Below are 18602 nucleotides of genomic sequence, written 5' to 3'. Positions count from 1 at the left end.
ACTGGCCCGAATCTGGGCCGAGGTCCTGGCCGTGCCCGCTCCCGGCATCGACGACAATTTCTTCGCCCTGGGCGGCGATTCCATCCTCTCGCTGCAAGTGGTCGCCCGCGCCCGCGCGCAAGGTCTGGCGCTGAGCCCGCGCCAGCTGCTGCTGGAACCCAGCATCCGCCAGCTGGCCGCTATTCTGAACACGGCGGCGGCCGAGGAGGAGGCTTCCGCCGCCGGCCCGCTGCCGGCGACGCCGATCCAGCGCTGGTTCGCCGGCCTGGACCTGGCCGAGCCGCGGCACTGGAACCAGGCGCTGGCGCTGCAACTGAACCACCCCGTGGACCCGGCCCGGCTGCAAGCCGCGCTCGACGCCGTGGCCGCGCGCCACGACGCCTTCCGCCTGCGCTTCGCGCCGGACCCGGCACTGGCCGACGAAACCGGCGGCTGGCCCTGCCGCGAACAGGAACTGGCGGACGAGAGCGACGAGGCGGCGCGTGCGGCAATAGAGCAGGCCCAGCGCGAGCTGGACCCAAGCGCCGGCCCGCTGGCGCGCGCGCTGCTGCTCCGCCGCGGCCGGCAAGCGCCGCTGCTGGTCCTGATCGTCCACCATCTGGCGGTGGACGCAGTGTCCTGGAGCATTCTGCTGGACGATCTGGGCCAGGCGCTGGACGCGCTGGCGCGCGGCGAAACGCCGCGGCTCGCCGCCGTGCCGGCCAACTGGCGCCGCTGGGCGGAACGGCAAAGAGCCGACGCCGCCGAAGCGGACCCGACGCCCTGGCTCAGCCAGGCAGCGGCCGGCTTCCCGACGCTGCGACGCGACGCGGCGACGCCGGCGGCCAATACCGAGGCCGGCTCGCGGCTGCTCAGCCGCGAACTGGACACAGCCCTGACCGGCCGCCTGCTGCGCGCCGGCGCCCGCGCCGCCGGCCAGCGCGTCGGCGCGCTGCTGCTGTTGGCGCTGTGGCGCGCGCTGGCGCCCCGGCTCGACGCGCCGCGCTTAGCGGTGACGATGGAACACCATGGCCGCGACGCCGAGTCCGGCCTGGACCTGTCGCGCACCGTGGGCTGGTTCACCGCGCTGTATCCGCTGAGCGTGGCCGGCGACGCCGCCTCCGCCGGCGCGGCCGAGCTGTTGGCCGCCATCGCCGCGCCATTGTCGCGGCTGACCCCCATCGCGCCGGAATACGGCCAGGCGCGCTGGCTGGGACCGGACCGGGACGCGCGCCGGCAGCTGGACGCGGCCGGCCTGCCGGAAATCAGCTTCAACTACCTGGGCGCGCCGCGCGCGCTGGACAACGAGCGCTTTCAACTGCGGCCGGAACTGATCGCCGACGAGCGCGCCGCCGCCAACTTGCGCCCCTTCGCGCTGGATCTGGTGCTGGTGGTGCTGGACGGCAGGCTGCGCGTGGACTGGCGCTACGCCGGCGGTCAGTTCGAAGCGGCCAGCGTCGCCGGCTGGGCCGACGCCTTCGCCCGCGAACTGGCGCTGGCGCTGGACGAGATCGAAGCCGCGCCGCTGCTGGCCGCCGACTACCCGCTGGCGCGGCTGGAGCAGGCCGCCGTCGACGAGCTGGCGCGCCGCGTCGGCCCCTTCGACGACCTCTATCCGCTGTCGCCGCTGCAACAGGGCATGCTGTTCCACAGCGTGGCCGACGCCGCCGACGGCGCCTACCTGGAGCAGCTCAGCAGCGTGGTCGACGGCGCGCTGGACCCGGACGCCTTCGCCGAGGCCTGGCGCGCGATGCTGGCGCGCCATCCGCTGCTGCGCTCCAGCTTCCACTGGCGGGGCCTGGCCCAGCCGCTGCAGGCGGCGATGCGCGCGGCGCCGCTGCCTATCAGCCGGCTGGACTGGTCCGGCCTGGCCGACCCCGAAGCCGCGCTGGCCGACTACCTGGCCGCCGACGCCGCGCGGCCGTTCGCGCTGGACGCCGCGCCGCTGATGCGGCTGGCGCTGATCCGCCTGGGCGAGCGGCGCTGGCGCTGGATCTGGAGCTACCACCACCTGCTGCTGGACGGCTGGTCGCTGCCGCTGTTCTTCCGCGAGCTGTTGACGCTGTACCGCGCGCTCAGCCATGGCGAAACCCCGGCCCTGCCGCCGGCGCGGCCGTTCTCCGCCTATATAGGCTGGCTGGACCGCGCCGGCCGCCGCGCCCGCTCGGACGAGCGCTTCTGGCGCCGCTATTTTTCCGGACTGGAACAACCCACTCTGCTGGCCGGCTCCGCCGGCGGCGGCGCGGAGTTTGTCGAGCGCGAGCTGCGGCTGTCGCCGGAATGGAGCGCGCGCGCCGCCGCCGCGATGCAAGCCTGCGCCAGCACGCTAAACACCCTGTTCCAGGCCGCCTGGGCGCTGACGCTGGCGCGCAGCGGCCACGGCGAGGACATCGTGTTCGGCAGCGCCTTGTCCGGCCGCAACGGCGATCTGCCCGGCATAGACGAGATGATAGGGCTGTTCATCAACACCCTGCCCTTGCGGGTGCGGCTGAACCCGGCCGCCAGCGCGCGCGCGCTGCTGGCCCAGATGCAGGCCAATCAAGCCCGGGTGCAGGACTACGCCCACAACCGGCTGGTGGACGTCCAGCGCTGGGCCGGCCGCGACAACGCCCAGTTGTTCGACACCCTGCTGGTCTTCGAGAACTACCCCGCCGACGCAATGCTGCGCGACGAAGCGGCCGGCCTGGGCTTTGAAACCCCGCGCTTCAGCGAACACACCAACTACCCGCTGACGCTGGCCGTGATTCCGGGCGCGGCCCTTACCGTCAAGCTCACCTTCGACCGCAGCCGCGTCGCCGACGCGGCGGCCGAGGAGTTGCTGCAACGCTGGCTCGCCGTGGCGGAACGCATCGTCGCCGCGCCGGACGCCGCTCTCGCCTCCATCGAGCTGCTGCCGGCCGAAGCGCGGCGGGCGCGGATAGCCGACGCCGCCCAGCCGTCGCTGGCGCCGCCGCAGCTGGCGCAGCGCCTGTTCGAAGACCAGGCCGCCGCCTCGCCGCGCGCGGCCGCCCTGCTGGACGAGAACGGCGCGCTCGATTACGCCGGGCTGGACGCCCGCGCCAACCGGCTGGCCCACCGGCTGCAAGCGCTGGGCGCCGGTCCGGAAGTCGTGGTGGGCGTGCTGCTGCCGCGCGGCGCGGACGCGGTGACCGCGCTGCTGGCCACGCTGAAGGCCGGCGCGGTCTACCTGCCGCTGGACCCGGCCTATCCGGCCGAGCGGCTGGATTACATGCTGGCCGACAGCGGCGCCGCCGTCCTGCTCAGCGAATCCAGCCGGCTACCCATGCTGAGCCGGCTGCCGGCGCGCCTGCTGTTGCTGGACGAGGCCGTCGACGCGCCCGACTCCGCGCCGCCCTGCGCCGCCGCCATCGACAACCTGGCCTACCTGATCTACACCTCCGGCTCCACCGGCTGGCCCAAGGGCGTGGGCGTCAGCCACCGCGGCATCGCCAATCTGTGCCGCGCCCAATGCGCGGCCTTCCAGGTGGACGCCGCCAGCCGGGTCTACCAGTTCGCCCCGCTCAGCTTCGACGCCTCGATATCGGAAATCTTCATGGCCCTGGGCAGCGGCGCGGCCCTGTGCCTGCCGGACGCCGACGCGGCGCAAGACCCGGCCGGCGCGCTGCGCCGCGCCGCGCTGCGCCACGGCCTGAGCCACGCCACCCTGCCGCCGGCGCTGCTGGCGGCGCTGGACGAGAGCGAGCTGCCCGGCCTGCGCACCCTGATCGCCGCCGGCGAAGCGGCCGCGCCCGGCCTGTTGGCGCGCTGGGCCGCCGCCCGCCGCGTGCTCAACGCCTACGGCCCAACCGAAACCACGGTCTGCGCCAGCATCCAGGCCTGCGACGCCGTCGAACCGCTGCCGTCCATAGGCCGCGGCATGGCCGGCGTCCGCCTCTATCTGCTGGACCGCTGGGGCGGCCTGGTGCCGCCCGGCGTGCCCGGCGAGCTGCACATAGGCGGCGAGGCGCTGGCGCGCGGCTATATCGGCCAGCCCGGCCGCACCGCCGCCAGCTTCGTACCGGACGCCGTGTCCGGCCTGCCCGGCGCGCGGCTGTACCGCAGCGGCGACCTGGGCGAATACCTGCCCGACGGCGGCATCCGCTTCCTCGGCCGCGCCGGCGGCCAGGTCAAGCTCCGCGGCTACCGCATCGAGCTGGACGGCGTGGCCGCCGCGCTGAACGACCACCCCGACGTGGACGAGGCGCTGGCGCTGATCCGCCGGGACGGCGAGCGCAGCCAGCTGGTGGCCTACACGCGGCTCAAGCCGGAGGCCGAAACCGACGCCGCCGCGCTGCGCGCGCACCTGGCCGCCCGGCTGCCGGCCCACGAGTTGCCGCAGGCCATCGTGCAGCTGCGGCAATGGCCGCTGACCCCGGCCGGCAAGATAGACCGCGCGGCGCTGCCGCCGCCGGAAGAGGCCGCGCCGGCCTCGCCGGACGCGGAGCAGGCGCTGAACCCGGCCGAGGCCGCGCTGCTGGAGATCTGGCGCGCGGTGCTGGGACGGAACGGCATAGGCGTGCACGACAATTACTTCGCCGCCGGCGGCGACTCCATCCTGGCGCTGCAGATCGTCTCGCGCGCCAAGCAGGCCGGCTTCGACATCGAGCCGCGCGCGCTGTTCGCCCATCCCACCGTGGCCGGGCTGGCCGCGGCGGCCGGCGTCGCCGCGCGGCGGGCGCACATCGAGGAGCCGGAACAGGCCGAGGTGCCGCTGGCGCCCATCCAGCGCTGGTTCCTGCAACAAGACTGGCCCGCGCCGCAGCACTGGAACCTCAGCCTGCGGCTGAGCCTGGACGCCGCCGTGGACCCGGCCGCCTTGCAGGCGGCGCTGACCGCGACGGCCTTGCGGCACGACGCGCTGCGCCTGAGGCTGCGCCGCGGCCCCGACGGCGTCTGGAGCCAGCATTACGGCCCGCGCGCCGCGCCGCAGCTTGAGACGCTGACGCTGCGGGCGACAACGTCGGCCGAGCGCGAGGCGGAGCTGCAAGCACACGGCGCGCGCTTGCAGGCTTCGCTGGATCTGGAGCAAGGCCCGCTGCTGCGCGCCGTCCTGGTCGAAGCCGGCCCGGACGGCCACGCCGAACTGCTGCTGATCGCCCATCACTGGGTGCTGGACGTGGTGTCCTGGCGCATTCTGCTGGACGACCTGGACCAGGCCTACGGCCAGGCCGCCGACTACGCCGAGATCTCGCTGCCGCCGGTGGCCGTCAGCTACCGGGCCTGGGCGAGGTCGCTGGCCGACGGCGCGCCTTCCCTGAACGGCGAGTTCGATTACTGGCGCGCCGCCGTCGCCCCGCTGGCCGTCCCGCCCGGACTCGCCGCCGTCGGCCGCGTCGCGGAACGCCGCCGCGCGACGATCAGCCTGGACGCCGACGCCAGCGCCGCGCTGCTGGAAGGCGGCGCCGAACGCTACCGCGCCCAGCCGCAGGAACTGCTGCTGGCGGCGCTGACCCTGGCCTGGCGCCGGCTCAGCGGCCTGCCCGCGCTGGCCCTGGACCTGGAAAACCACGGCCGCGGCGCGGCGGCCGGCCCCGCGCCGGACCTGTCGCGCAGCGTGGGCTGGTTCACCTGCCTGCACCCGCTGCGAGTCGAACCGGCCGGCGACGGCTGGGAGCCGGCGGCGGCGGCGGCCAAGACCGCGCTGCGCGGCGTGCCCGGCGGCGGCATCGGCTTCGGCGTGCTGCGTTATCTGGGCGATCCGGCCCGGGCCGCCGCGCTGGACCAGGCGCCGCCGCGGCCGCTCAGCTTCAACTACCTGGGCCGGCTTGACGACGCCGCCGACGGCGTGCTGCCGCGGCTGCGCGCGCGGCTGTCGGCGCGGGAAGCCGGGCCGGCGCAGGACCCGCGCCAGCGGCTGCCGCACGCCGTCGCCGTCAACGCCCGCATCGAGCAAGGCCGCCTGCGGCTGGACTTCGACTACGCCGACGCGCATCAAACCCCGGCGCTGGCCGAACAGTGCCGGCTGGCGCTGGAAGAACTGGCCGCGCTCTGCCGCGCCGGCGGCCTGCCCGCCGTCGCCTACCACACCTCGGACTTCGCCGGCGTCGCGCTGGAAGAGAACGAATTGGCCGCCTTGCTGGACGACCTCACCGACATCGAATGAACATGACAAGCACAACCAACCTCAAAGATCAGATCCAGGACATCCTGCCCCTGAGCCCGCTGCAGCGCGGCGTCTTGTTCCACACCTTGTTCGCGCCCGGCTCGCCGGTCTATTTCGAGCAATTGATCTGCCGGCTGGACGGCGCGGTGGATCCCGCCGCCATGGCCGACGCGCTGGAGCGGCTGGCCGAACGCCACCCCATCCTGCGCACCGCCTTCGTCACCAAGGGCCAGGCCGAGCCGCGCCAGGTGGTGTTTCGCCGCGCGCGCGCGCCGCTGGCCGTCCACGACTGGAGCCAGGACGACGCGGCCGGGCGCGAACGGCGGCTAGAGGCGCTGCTGGACGAGGACCGCCGCCGCGGCTTCCAGCTGAACCGGCCGCCGCTGATGCGGCTGACCCTGCTGCGCTACGGGCCGGAAGAATGGCGGCTGATCTGGAGCCACCACCACATCCTGCTGGACGGCTGGTCGCTGCCCATCCTGATGCGCGATTATTTCGCGCTGCTGTCCGGCGCGGCGCTGCCCCCGCCGCCGCCGCCCTTCGCCGCCTACCTAGGCTGGCTGGGACGCCAGGACCAGGACGCCGCCGCCGGCCGCTGGCGCGCCCTGCTGGGCGATGTCGCCGCGCCCACGCCGCTGGGCCTGGACCGCCCGGCGCTGCCGGGCGCGCTGGCCGGCGCCGACGTCGGCCAGATCGAGATGCGGCTGGACTACCGCGCCGACGGCGACCTCGCCGCCGCCGCCGAACGCTGCCAAGTGACGCCGGGCAGCCTGCTGCTGGGCGCCTGGGCCATCCTGCTCAGCCGCTACAGCCGCCAGGACGACGTGGTCTTCGGCCTCACCCTGTCCGGCCGAGCGATAGACCTGCCCGGCGTGGACGGCATGGCCGGCCTGTTGATCAACTCCCTGCCGCTGCGCTTGCCGGTGCCGGCCGACGCCGCGCTGCCGCAATGGCTGACCGAGGTGCAGCGCCGCCAGCTGGAGCTGCAATCGCTGTCGCACAGCGATCTGGCCGAAGTCCAGCGCCACAGCGGCGTGCCGCGCGGCCAGCCGCTGTTTGAAACCCTGGTGGCGATAGACAACTTCCCCATCGGCGACACCCTGCCCTCCGACGGGCTGGGCTTCCGGATTTCCGACGTTTCCCAGCGCGAGCGCACCCACTATCCGCTGACCCTGACCCTGGTGCCGGGCGCCGACGGCTTGAGCTTGAAGCTGGGCTTCGACCGCGCCCGGGTGGACGAGGCGCCGGCCGCTGCGCTGGCCGAAGCCTACCTGGAGCTGCTGCGCCAGATCGCCGCGCGGCCGGACGCCGCGCTGCGCGAGCTGGGCCTGGTGCGGCCAAGCGCGATCCAGCCGGCAGTTCCGGCCGACTGCGGCGGGCCGGACACCCTGGCCGCCGCCTTCCTGGCCGCCGCCGAGCGCTTTCCGGACCGCGTCGCCGTCAGCGACGGCTCCGCCACGCTGAGCTACCGCCAGCTGCGCGCCCAGGCCGCCGCCATCGCGGAACGCTTGCGCCGGGACGGCGTCGCGCCCGGCGTCAGGGTGGGCGTCTGCCTGCCGCGCTCCGCCGGACAGATCGCCGCCATGCTGGGAGTGACCCTGGCCGGCGGCGTCTACCTGCCGCTGGACCCGGACTATCCGGCGGAGCGGCTGGCCTACCAGCTGGCCGACAGCCAGGCGCTGCTCACCCTGACCGACGCCGAACTCAGGCCGCGGCTGCCGGCGGAACACCCTTGCCTGTCGCTGACGGAGATAGGCTGCGGCGCCAGGCCGGCGGCGCGGCCGCCGGCCGAGCTGGACGCCGAACACGGCGCTTACGTGATCTACACCTCGGGCTCCACCGGCCAGCCCAAGGGCGTGCTGGTCTCGCACCGCAACGTGCTGCGGCTGTTCTCCGCCAGCGCCCGCCACTTCGCCTTCGACGAGAACGACGTCTGGAGTTATTTCCACTCCTTCGCCTTCGATTTCTCGGTATGGGAAATCTGGGGCGCCTTGCTGCACGGCGGCCGCTGCGTGGTGGTGCCGCGCGAGCTCAGCCGCGATCCGGCCGCCTTCGTCGAGCTGCTGGGCCGCGAAGGCGTCACCGTGCTGAACCAGACCCCGTCCGCGTTCAAGCTGGCGATCGCCGCCGAAGGCGAAGCGCCGCTGCCGCGGCCGTCCGCGCTGCGCTGGGTGATCTTCGGCGGCGAGGCGCTGCGGCTGGCCGAGCTGCGGCCGTGGCTGGAGCGGCACGGCGACGACGGCCCGCGGCTGGCCAATATGTACGGCATCACCGAAACCACCGTCCACGTCACCTTCCGCCGCATCCTCGCCGCCGACCTCGACGCCGGCGGCGAGCTCAGCCCGATAGGCGAGCCGCTGGACGACCTGAGCCTGGAACTGGCCGACCCCTGCGGCCACCCCGTGCCGCTGGGCGCGCCCGGCGAAATCCTGGTCGGCGGCGCCGGCGTCAGCCTCGGCTATCTGAACCGCCCGCAACTCAACGCCGAGCGCTTTCCCGGCGTCGGCGCGCAACGGCGCTACCGTTCCGGCGATCTGGCGCGGCGGAACGCCGACGGCGAGCTGCTCTACTGCGGCCGCATCGACCAGCAAGTGAAGATCCGCGGCTTCCGCATCGAGCTGGGCGAAGTGCGCGCGGCGCTGCTCAGCCATCCGGCGGTGCGCGACGTCCACCTCGTCGCCGCCGACGAGCAGCTCATCGCCTATCTGCGCGCCGACGACCCGGCCGCGGCCGGCGCCGAAGCGCTGCGCCGCCATCTGGCCGCGCGGCTGCCGGCGCACATGATTCCGGCGGTCTTCATCGCGCTCGCCGAGTTTCCGCTCACCCTCAACGGCAAGGTGGACGCGCGCGCGCTGCCGTCGCCGCAAGGCGCGCGCTCGGCGCTGGACACGCCCTATGTCGAAGCCTCCACCCCCAGACAGAAGCTGCTGGCCGAGATCTGGAGCCAGGTGCTGGCCCTGCCGCGCGTCGGCGTCCACGACAATTATTTCTCGCTGGGCGGCGACTCCATCCGCAGCGTGCGCATCGCCGGGCTGGCCAAGGAGCGCGGCTGCCCGCTGAGCATCCAGGACATTTTCCGCCACGGCACCATCGCCGCCATCGTCGAGGCGATGGGCGAGGACGGCGACGCGGCCGCGCCGGACGCGGAGCTGCCGCCGTTCGCGCTGATAGACGCCGCCGACCGCGCGCTGCTGCCGCCCGAGGTGGAAGACGCGCTGCCGCTGGCCAGGCTGCAGGCCGGCATGCTGTTCCACAATGAATACGACGACGGCCGCAATCTGTACCACGACGTGTTCTCCCACCGGCTGCGCGCCGACATCTCCCCGGAGCGCCTGCGCCAGGCGCTGGCGGAGCTGAGCCGCGAACACCCGCTGCTGCGCACCGGCTTCGCGCTGGCCGGCTACTCCCAGCCGCTGCAGCTGGTCTGGCGCGATCTGACGCCCAGCCTGGAAATCGACGACCTGCGCGGCCTGTCGCCGCAGCAAAGAGAGGACGCCGTCGCCAGCCAGGTGCGTCAGTTGAGCGAGCAGCGCTTCGCGCCGGAGCGGCCGCCGCTGCTGCGCGTCGGCTGCCTGCGGCTGGCCGACGACGAGTGGCAGCTGACGCTGGCCATCCATCACGCCATCCTGGACGGCTGGAGCGTGGCCACCTTGTGCACCCGCTTGTTCGAACGCATGCGCGGCCAAACCGCCGCGCCGGTCCGGCAAAGCGCCTTCCGCGACTTCGTCGCCGCCGAGCGCGCGGCGCTGGCCGATCCGGCGCAACAAGCCTATTGGCGCGCCCAGCTCAGCGGCCTGCCGTCCGCCGCCGTCCCGCGCTGGCCGCAGCGCGCCGCGCCGACGGGCAAGGCCAGGGTGGGCGCGCGGGAAACGCGCTTGCCGGCCGCCCTTGCCGCGGCGCTGATCCGGCAGGCCGCCGACTGCGGCCTGCCGCTGAAGACCTTGTTGCTGGCGGTGCACGCCCGCGCGCTGGCCTGCTTGTGCGGCCAGGACGAAATCGTCACCGGCCTGGTCAGCAACGGCCGCCCGGCCGACGCCGACGGCGCCGAGGCGCTGGGCCTCTTCCTCAACACCCTGCCGCTGCGCGTTCGCGTAGCCGGCAGCTGGCGCGCGCTGCTGGCGGAAACCATGGCGACGGAAGGCGCCAGCCTGCCGCACCGCTTCTTCCCGATGGCGGAAATCTTCAAGCTGGGCGAGGCCGCCCGCTTCGACACCTCCTTCAACTATGTGGACTTCCACATCTACCGCCGGCTGGACGACGGCGGCGGCCTGGAAGTCCTGGACACCCGCAGCCAGGAATCCGTCGACATCCCGCTGGCGGTCACTTTCAGCGCCAGCCGCGCCGAGGGCTCCGTCGCCCTGGGCTTCTCCTACGACCGCGCCGCCTTCCCCGACGAGCAAGTGGCCGCCATCGGCCGGCTCTACCTGGCCGCCGCCGCCGCGCTGGCGCGCGACCCCGACGCCCCCTGCCTGGACGCCGCGCTGGCGGACCGCTCCGAGACCGCGGCCCAGCCGCTGAGCGGGCCGTCCGCCGGCCTCGCCGCCTTCTCGGTGCCGCAGGCGGTCGCCGCCGTCGCGCGGCAACGTCCGGACGCCGTCGCCGTCGCCGGAGACGGCGCAACGCTGAGCTACGCCCAGCTGGACGGCCAGGCCAACCGGCTGGCGCGCCAGTTGCTGGCGCGCGGCGTCGGCCCGGACGCGGTGGTGGCGCTGGACCTGCCGCGCTCGCCCGAACTGGTGGCGGCGATGCTGGCGACGCTGAAAGCCGGCGCCGCCTACCTGCCGCTGGACCGCGGCCAGCCCGAGGCGCGCCGCCGCGAAATCCTGGACGAGGCCGCGCCGGCGCTGCTGCTCAGCCTGGATCCCGCCGCTTACGCGCCGCCCGGCTGCGCCGTCTTGCAGCCGGACCTGGCCGCAGAGCTGAACGATGAAGACGCGGCCGCGCCCGCGGCGCCCGCCCATGGCGACGCGCTGGCCTATCTGCTGTTCACCTCCGGCTCCAGCGGCCGCCCCAAGGGCGTCGCCGTCGGCCGCGCCGCGCTGGACAACCACATGGCCTGGATGAACCGCCGCTACCCGCTGGACGCGGACGACACGGTGCTGCAGAAAACCCCGGTGGGCTTCGACGCCTCGGTCTGGGAGTTCTGGGCGCCGCTGACCCAGGGCGCGCGGCTGCTGCTGGCGGCCGAAAACGGACACCGCGACCCGGACTACCTGATCCGCGCCGTGCGCGAGCAAGGCGTCACCGTGCTGCAACTGGTGCCCAGCCTGCTGGCCGTGCTGCTGTCGACGCCGGACTTCGCCGGCTGCCGCTCGCTGCGCCGGGTCTTCGTCGGCGGCGAAGCGCTGCCGGCCGCCACTCTGGCCCGCTTCCACGCCGCGCTGGACATCCCGCTGGTCAATCTCTACGGCCCCACCGAAACCGCCATCGACGCGTCCAGCGCGGAATACCTGCGCGCCGACGCGCCGGCGGCCGCCGTCGGCATCGGCCGGCCCATAGACGGCGCCGCCTTCCGCGTGCTGGACGCGCGCCTCAATCCGGTGCCGCCCGGCGTGCGCGGCGAGCTGTACATCGCCGGCTGCGGCCTGGCGCGCGGCTATCTGGACCAGCCGGCGCAGACCGCGCGGCGCTTCCTGCCGGACCCGCAGTCGCCGCTGCCCGGCGGCCGCATGTACCGCAGCGGCGACATCGTGCGCCTGCTGCCGGGCGGCGTGCTGGAATACCTGGGCCGCGCCGACGGCCAGGTCAAGCTGCGCGGCCAGCGGCTGGAGCTGGACGAAGTCGAAGCCGGCCTCGCCGCCTGCCCCGGCGTGCGCCAGGCCGCCGCCGCGCTCTATCGCGACCGCTCCGGCGCGGACCGGCTGGCCGGCTACGTCGGGCTGACGCCCGAAGCCGAGGCCGGCGACTGGCAGGCGGCCATCCTGGCGGCGCTGCGCCTGCGCCTGCCGGAATACATGCTGCCCGCGCGCTTGATCGCACTGCGGCAATGGCCGGTCAACGCCAACGGCAAGACCGACCGCGCCGCGCTGCCGGCGCCGCAAACCGACGAGGCCGCCCCGACGCGCGGCCGCGCGCCCGACACGCCGCAGGAACGGACTTTGGCCGCGATCTGGCGGCAAGTGCTGGGCCGCGACGACATCGGCGCCGACGACAACTTCTTCCAATTGGGAGGAGACTCCATCCTCGGCCTGCAAATCGTGGCCCAGGCCCGCCAGGCCGGCCTGGCGCTGGCCGCGCGCGACATCTTCAGCCACCCCAGTATCGCCGAGCTGGCCGCCCAGGTCCGCCCGGCGCGGCAAGAGGCCGCGCTGGCCGAGATTCCGCCCGGCGCGCCGCTGCCGCTGACGCCGGCCCAGCGCTGGTTCTTCGACCGCATCGAGACCCTGCCGCGCCCCGGCCACTGGAACCAGGCGCTGCTGCTGAGCGTGGCCGCCGGCGTCTCCGCGCCGACGCTGCGCCGCGCCTTGCTGCGGCTGGAGCAGAACCACGACGCCTTCCGCCTGCGCTTCGCCGCCGACGCCGACGGCTGGCGCCAGCGCTACGCGCCGCGCGAGGCCCTGCGCGAGGAAGACTGGCTGGAGCGCGTCGATCTGAGCGCGCTGCCGGCGACAGAACGCGCCGCCGCCGTCGAGGCCCGCGCCGAGGCGGCGCAGCGCGCACTGGATCTGGAACACGGTCCGCTGCTGCGGGCCGTGCACTTCGACTACGGCGACGGCCAAGCCGGCCGCCTGCTGCTGGTCATCCACCATTTGATCGTGGACGGCGTGTCCTGGCGCGTGCTGCTGCAAGATCTCGCCGGCCTGCTCGCCGGCGCCGAAGCGGCGCCGGTTCGCGTCGGCTTCGGCCACTGGGCGCTGCGCCCGCGCGCGCCTTCCGCCGAAGCGCGCGCCTATTGGCTGGACCAGGCGCGGCTGGCCGCCGACGCGGTCCGCGTCCCGCTGACGGCGGAGGCCGAGCGCGACAACCGCTACGGCGCCAGCGAAACCGTGGAGCTGTCGCTGGACGGCGGTGAAACCGCCGCCCTGCTCCGCGGCGGAGCGCTGCGCGCCAGCGCCGAGGAAATGCTGCTGGCGGCGGCGCTGGGCGCGTTGCGCGACTGGCTGGACGCCGACGCGCTGACCGTGACCATGGAAGGCCACGGCCGCGACGACGAGGAGCTGGACCTGTCCGGCACCGTGGGCTGGTTCACCGCCCTGTACCCGCTGACGCTGACCGGCCTGGCCGAGGCCTCGCCGCAGCGCTTGCTGCGCCAAACCAAGCAGGCGCTGCGCGCGGTGCCGGCCGGCGGCGCCGGCTACGGCGCGCTGCGGCAGGCGGACGACGCCGACGCCCGCGCGCTGGCCGCCGCGCCTGAACCGCAGATCGCCTTCAACTACCTGGGCCAGTTCGACGCCAGCCTGCCGGCCGACGGCGCGCTGGCGCCGGCGCCGGAAAGCGTCGGCGCGATGGAGGACCCGGACGGCCTGCGCCCGCGGCTGATCGACATCGTGGCCCTGGTCAGCGACGGCAAGCTGTCGCTGCGCTGGAACTACGGCCGCGCCACCCTGCCGCGCGCGACAGTGGAAGCCCTCGCCCGGCAAATGCGGCAGCGGCTGCTCGCGCTGCTGAGCCTGGACGCGGACGCCGACGCCGCGACAGCGGCGCTGACGCCGGACGACTTCCCGCTGGCCGCGCTGGACGAGGCCGGCCTGCCCGCGGCGCTGGGCCAGCGCGGCGACATCGTCGACCTGTGGTCGCTGACCCCGGTGCAGGAAGGCATGTTGTTCCACTCGCGGATGGAGGCCGCCGCCGGCCCGGCCGGCGTCTACATCGAACAGATCGTCGCCGAGCTGGACGGCGCGGCGGACCCGGCGCTGCTGCGCCAGGCCTGGCAACAGGTGCTGGCGCGGCACGACGCGCTGCGCGTCAGCTTCGCCTGGGAAGGCCTGGCCGCGCCGCTGCAACGGGTCCACCGCGCGCCCGAGCTGCCGTTCACCGTCAGCGAAACGCCGGACCAGGACGCGCTGGAACGCTATCTGGCCGCCGACCGCGCCGCCGGCTTCGATCTGAACGCCCCGCCCTTGATGCGCCTCGCGCTGCTGACCCGGAACGGCGCGCCGTGGCGGCTGGTCTGGACCCATCACCACGCGCTGCTGGACGGCTGGTCGATGGCCGTGGTCTTCGACGAAGCGCTGGCCCTGTACCGCGGGCTGAGCCAGGGCCGCAACGCGGCACTGCCGCTGGCGCCGTCGTTCGGCCGCTTCATCAAATGGCTGCGCGCGCACAGCGACCGCCAAGCCCAGCAAGCCTTCTGGCGCGACTATTTCAACGGCTACGCCGCCGCGGCCGATCTGGCCCTGCTGCCGGCCGGCGGCCCGGCCCGGCCGCGCGCCCATGCCTTGCGGCTGGACGCCGAGCTGAGCGCCGCGCTGCGGCGGACGGCGCGGGAGCGCAAAGTCACCCTCAACACCCTGTTCCAGGGCGCGCTGGCGGTGGCCCTGTCCCGGATCGGCCGCTGCGACGATCTGGTGTTCGGCGTCACCATGTCCGGCCGGCCCGAATCGCTACCCGCCCGCGACGCCGCCGTCGGCCTGTTCATCGCCACCCTGCCCTTGCGCGCCGACTGCTCGGCCGCGCAGCCGGTGGATGATTTTCTCCGCCGCTTGCAGGACGCGCAGAGCCAGCTGGTCCCGTTCGAGTCCAGCGCGCTGGTGGACATCCAGCGCTGGAGCGGCCTACCCGCGCGCCAGCCGCTGTTTGACGCGGTGCTGGTCTATGAAAACTACCCTATCCGCGCCGCGGTTGGCGACGCCGCCCAGGCGCTGCGCGTGGGCGCGGCTTCCGCGCGCGAGCAATCCAACTATCCGCTGACCCTCTACGTCAAACCGGGCGCCGACGGCATCGAGCTGGACGGCGTCTTCGACGCCGGCCGCATCGAGCCGGAACGCGTTGCGGCGCTGCTGGAGGCGCTGCCGCGGCTGCTGCGGCAGATCGCGGACGGCGCGGCCCGCGTCGGCGATCTGCGCCTGGCCGAGCCGGACGCTCCGGCCGCCTTCCCGCCGCCGGAACGCGGCGACAACGTGCTCGCCATGCTGGCCTCCGCCGCGCGGCTCAACCCGGACAAGACCGCGGTCGCCGCCGAGGACGGCGAACTGAGCTACCGCCAGCTGGTGGCCGGCGCGCGCGCGCTGGCGCGCCGGCTGGCCGCTCACGGCGTCGCCCCCGGCGACACCGTGGCGCTGGCGCTGCCGCCGGACGGACGCGCGCTGACCGCCCTGCTGGCCACGCTGTGGGCCGGCGCGCAATACCTGCCGCTGGACCCGGCGCTGCCGCCGCTGCGCCGCGACGCAATCCTGGAGGACGCCCGCCCCGGCCTGATCCTCGTCGACGGCGACCAGGCCGGCTGGCCCGCGTCCGCCAGGCTGCTGACGCTGCCCGCACCGCTGCCGCCGACCGAGGCGGACGCTGACGACAGCCCCCTGCCCGGCGACGCGCTCCACCCGGAAGCGCCGGCCTACACCCTGTTCACCTCCGGCAGCACCGGCCGGCCCAAAGGGGTGCAGATCGCCCATCGCTCGCTGGCCAACATCCTGCGGCATTTCAGCGCCGAACCGGGCTTAGGCGCCGACGACGTCTTGTTGTCTGTCACCACCTGGTCCTTCGACATCGCCGCGCTGGAACTGCTGCTGCCCCTGGTCTGCGGCGGCACCGTCGCCATCGCGCCGGCGGCCGCCGGCGGCGACGGCCCGGCGCTGGCCGCCGAGGCCGCGCGCCGCGGCGCCAGCGTGATCCAGGCCACGCCGGTCAGCTGGCGCATGCTGCTGGAAGCCGGCTGGAAGCCCGCGCCCGGCCTGCGCGCCTGGTGCGGCGGCGAGGCGCTGCCCGCCGACCTGGCCCGCGCTCTGCTGGACGCCGGCGTCACGCTGTGGAACGTCTACGGCCCCACCGAAACCACCATCTGGTCCGCGCTGCACCGGGTCGACGGCGACGAACTGCCGCCGCCGGCCGGCCACGCCGTCCGCCGCACCACGCTGTGGGTGGCCGACCACCACGGCCAGCCGCTGCCGCCGCAACTGGCGGGCGAGCTGCACATCGGCGGCGACGGCCTGGCCTTGGGCTATCTGGGCGCGCCGGCGCAAACCGCCGCCCGCTTCCGCCCCGACCCGCTGGCCGGCCGGCCCGGCGCCCGCGTCTACCGCAGCGGCGATCTGGCCTGCCTGCGGCCGGACGGCAAGATCCGCGTGCTGGGCCGGCTGGACGGCCAGGCCAAGCTCAACGGCTTCCGGCTGGAGCTGGAGGAAGTGGAAACCAGGCTGCGCGAGCTGCCCGGCGTGCGCCAGGCGGCGGCCGCCGTCCGCCTCGACCCGCAAGGCCACGCTCGGCTGATCGCCTATCTGGTGCCGGACGACAGCGGCGCCTGGCGCGCCGGCGACGAGGCCGACCCGGCCGCCTTGCAGCGCATCCGCGCCCGGCTGTCCGCCGCGCTGCCCGGCTATATGCTGCCCAGCCGCTTTGTCGCCCTGGAGCGGCTGCCGCTGACCGCCAACCTCAAGCTGGACCGCAAGGCCCTGCCGGAACCGGCGGCGAGCGCGCCCAGCCGCGCCGGCAGCGCGCCCCAGGGCGCGCTGGAGCAAGCGGTGTGCGCGCTGTGGGAAGAGGTGTTCGAACGCGCCGGCATCGCCGCCGACGACGACTTCTTCGAACTGGGCGGCCATTCGCTGCTGGCCACCCGCATCCAGGTGCGCGTCAACAAGATCTTCCGGCAGACGCTGCCGCTGCGCGCCACCTTCCACGCCCAGACCCCGCGCGCCTTGGCCGCGCTGCTGGCCGAACGCGAATCCGCGCCCGGCCTGGCCGCCAAGATCGCCGCCGTCTATCTGAAACTGCGCGGCATGTCCGACGCCGAGCGCGACGCGCTGCGCCAGGCCGCCGCCCAACCCACCCCCATGGAAACCGCAGAATGAAACTGGAACACATCAAGGCCATCGTCAGCGGCGCCGCCAGCGGCATAGGCCGCGCCTTCGCGCTGGAACTGGCCCGCGCCGGCGCGCGGGTCCACGCCGCCGATCTGGACGCCGCCGGCCTGCGCCGGCTGGAAGAAGACGCCGCCGGCCTGCCCGGCGCGGTGCGCGGCTCAGTGGTGGACGTCAGCCAGGAGGCCGCGGTCCGCGCCTTTCTGCAAACGGCGTCCGAGGACGCTGAGCCGGCCAATCTGCTGGTCAACAACGCCGGCATCCTGCGCGACGGCTGGCTGGTGCGGCTGGACGCGGAAGGCTTCGTCCGCAAGCTGCCCACCGCGCAATGGCGGGCGGTGCTGGACGCCAATCTGACCGCGCCCTATCTGCTGAGCCGCGAATTCGCCGCCGCCCGCGTCGAATCCGGCCTCAAGACGCCGGGCCTGATCGTCAACGTCTCCTCGGTCACCAGCGCCGGCAATCCCGGCCAGTCCAACTACGCGGCGTCCAAGGCCGGCCTGGACGCGCTGACCCGGACCTGGGCGCTGGAGCTGGCCCCGTTCGGCATTCGCGTGGCCGGCCTGGCCCCCGGCCTGACCGACACCCCGATGGCGGCCGGCCTGGCGCCGGCCACCCGCGAGGAGCTGATCGCCCAGGTGCCGCTGCGGCGCATGGCCGAGCCGGCGGAAATCTGGCAGGGGCTGAAATTCATCATCGAATGCGACTACTTCAACGGCCGCATCATCGCCATCGACGGCGGAGCCACCTTCTCGTGAACCCGACACTCGCCACCCCGGCGGCGGGCATTCCCCGCCGCATCCATCAGATCTGGTACCAGGGCGCCGCCGCGCTGCCGGACAAATACCGCCGCTACCGCGACGCCTGGATGCGGCGGCATCCGGACTGGGAGTTCGTGTTCTGGGACGCGCCCGGCATGCAGGCGCTGGTCGACGAGCACTACCCGTGGTTCGCCGCCCGCTACGCGGGTTTCGAGCGCGACATCCAGCGCATAGACGCCGCGCGCTATCTGTTCCTGGCGCTGCACGGCGGCTTCTACATCGACATGGACATCGAAAACCTGCGGCCGATAGACCCGCTGCTGCCGGGACGGCGACTGATCCTGTCGCGCACCCACGGCTTCAACAACGCGCTGATAGGCAGCGCGCCCGGCCACCCCTTGTGGGACACCGTGCTGAACCGGCTGGCGGCCGGCCAGTCCGCGCCGCTGGACCCGGCGATGCCGGCCAGGCTGCGCGAATCGCCGGCGATGCGCACCGCCGTCACCGTGGGGCCGCGCTTCTTCACCTGGTGCGTGCAGCAAAGCGGCTGCCTGGACGACGTCACCACCCTGTGCTGCCCCGGCTATTACTTCGAGCCCGGCTCGCCCACGCCGGACGGCAGTTCCTGGCCGCCGGCCGACGACCCCGACGGCGGCTACGCCCGCCATCACATGGACCTCAACTGGCTGGGCCTGCGCCACCGGCTGCTGTCCCGGTTGAACCGGCTGTTGCTGCCCTGGCTGACGCGGCGGCTGCCCTTGCAATGAAAAAGTCGCCGCAATGCGGCGACTTTAAAAACAATACATA

At 74.1% G+C, this 18602-nt stretch carries 4 protein-coding genes; all 4 read left to right on the top strand.

The window, feature by feature from the left end; translation table 11 throughout:
* Positions 1-6082: non-ribosomal peptide synthetase (locus JW897_RS22285; RefSeq protein ID WP_205467681.1), on the top strand; the 6082-nt coding region annotated here is incomplete at its 5' end.
* Positions 6079-17025: a jagaricin-like haemolysin non-ribosomal peptide synthetase HmlC gene (gene hmlC / locus JW897_RS22280; protein ID WP_476727393.1), complete on the top strand. Its 10947-nt coding sequence runs from the start codon at positions 6079-6081 to the stop codon at positions 17023-17025. The genes JW897_RS22285 and hmlC, both read left to right, overlap by 4 nt.
* Complete coding sequence (hmlD, locus tag JW897_RS22275) at positions 17022-17792, top strand: SDR family oxidoreductase HmlD (protein ID WP_048414391.1); 771 nt, start codon at positions 17022-17024, stop codon at positions 17790-17792. The genes hmlC and hmlD overlap by 4 nt, the downstream gene beginning before the upstream one ends.
* A complete protein-coding gene (locus JW897_RS22270) occupies positions 17789-18562 on the top strand; it encodes a glycosyltransferase (protein WP_205467679.1) in 774 nt (257 codons plus the stop codon). The genes hmlD and JW897_RS22270 overlap by 4 nt, the downstream gene beginning before the upstream one ends.
* The last annotated feature ends 40 nt before the right edge of the window (positions 18563-18602 follow it).

This window comes from Chromobacterium alkanivorans (genome assembly GCF_016937655.1).
GTDB lineage: Bacteria > Pseudomonadota > Gammaproteobacteria > Burkholderiales > Chromobacteriaceae > Chromobacterium > Chromobacterium alkanivorans.
The sequence above is the reverse complement of the archived record's forward strand: the minus strand, read 5'-3'. Positions and strand labels throughout refer to the sequence as shown.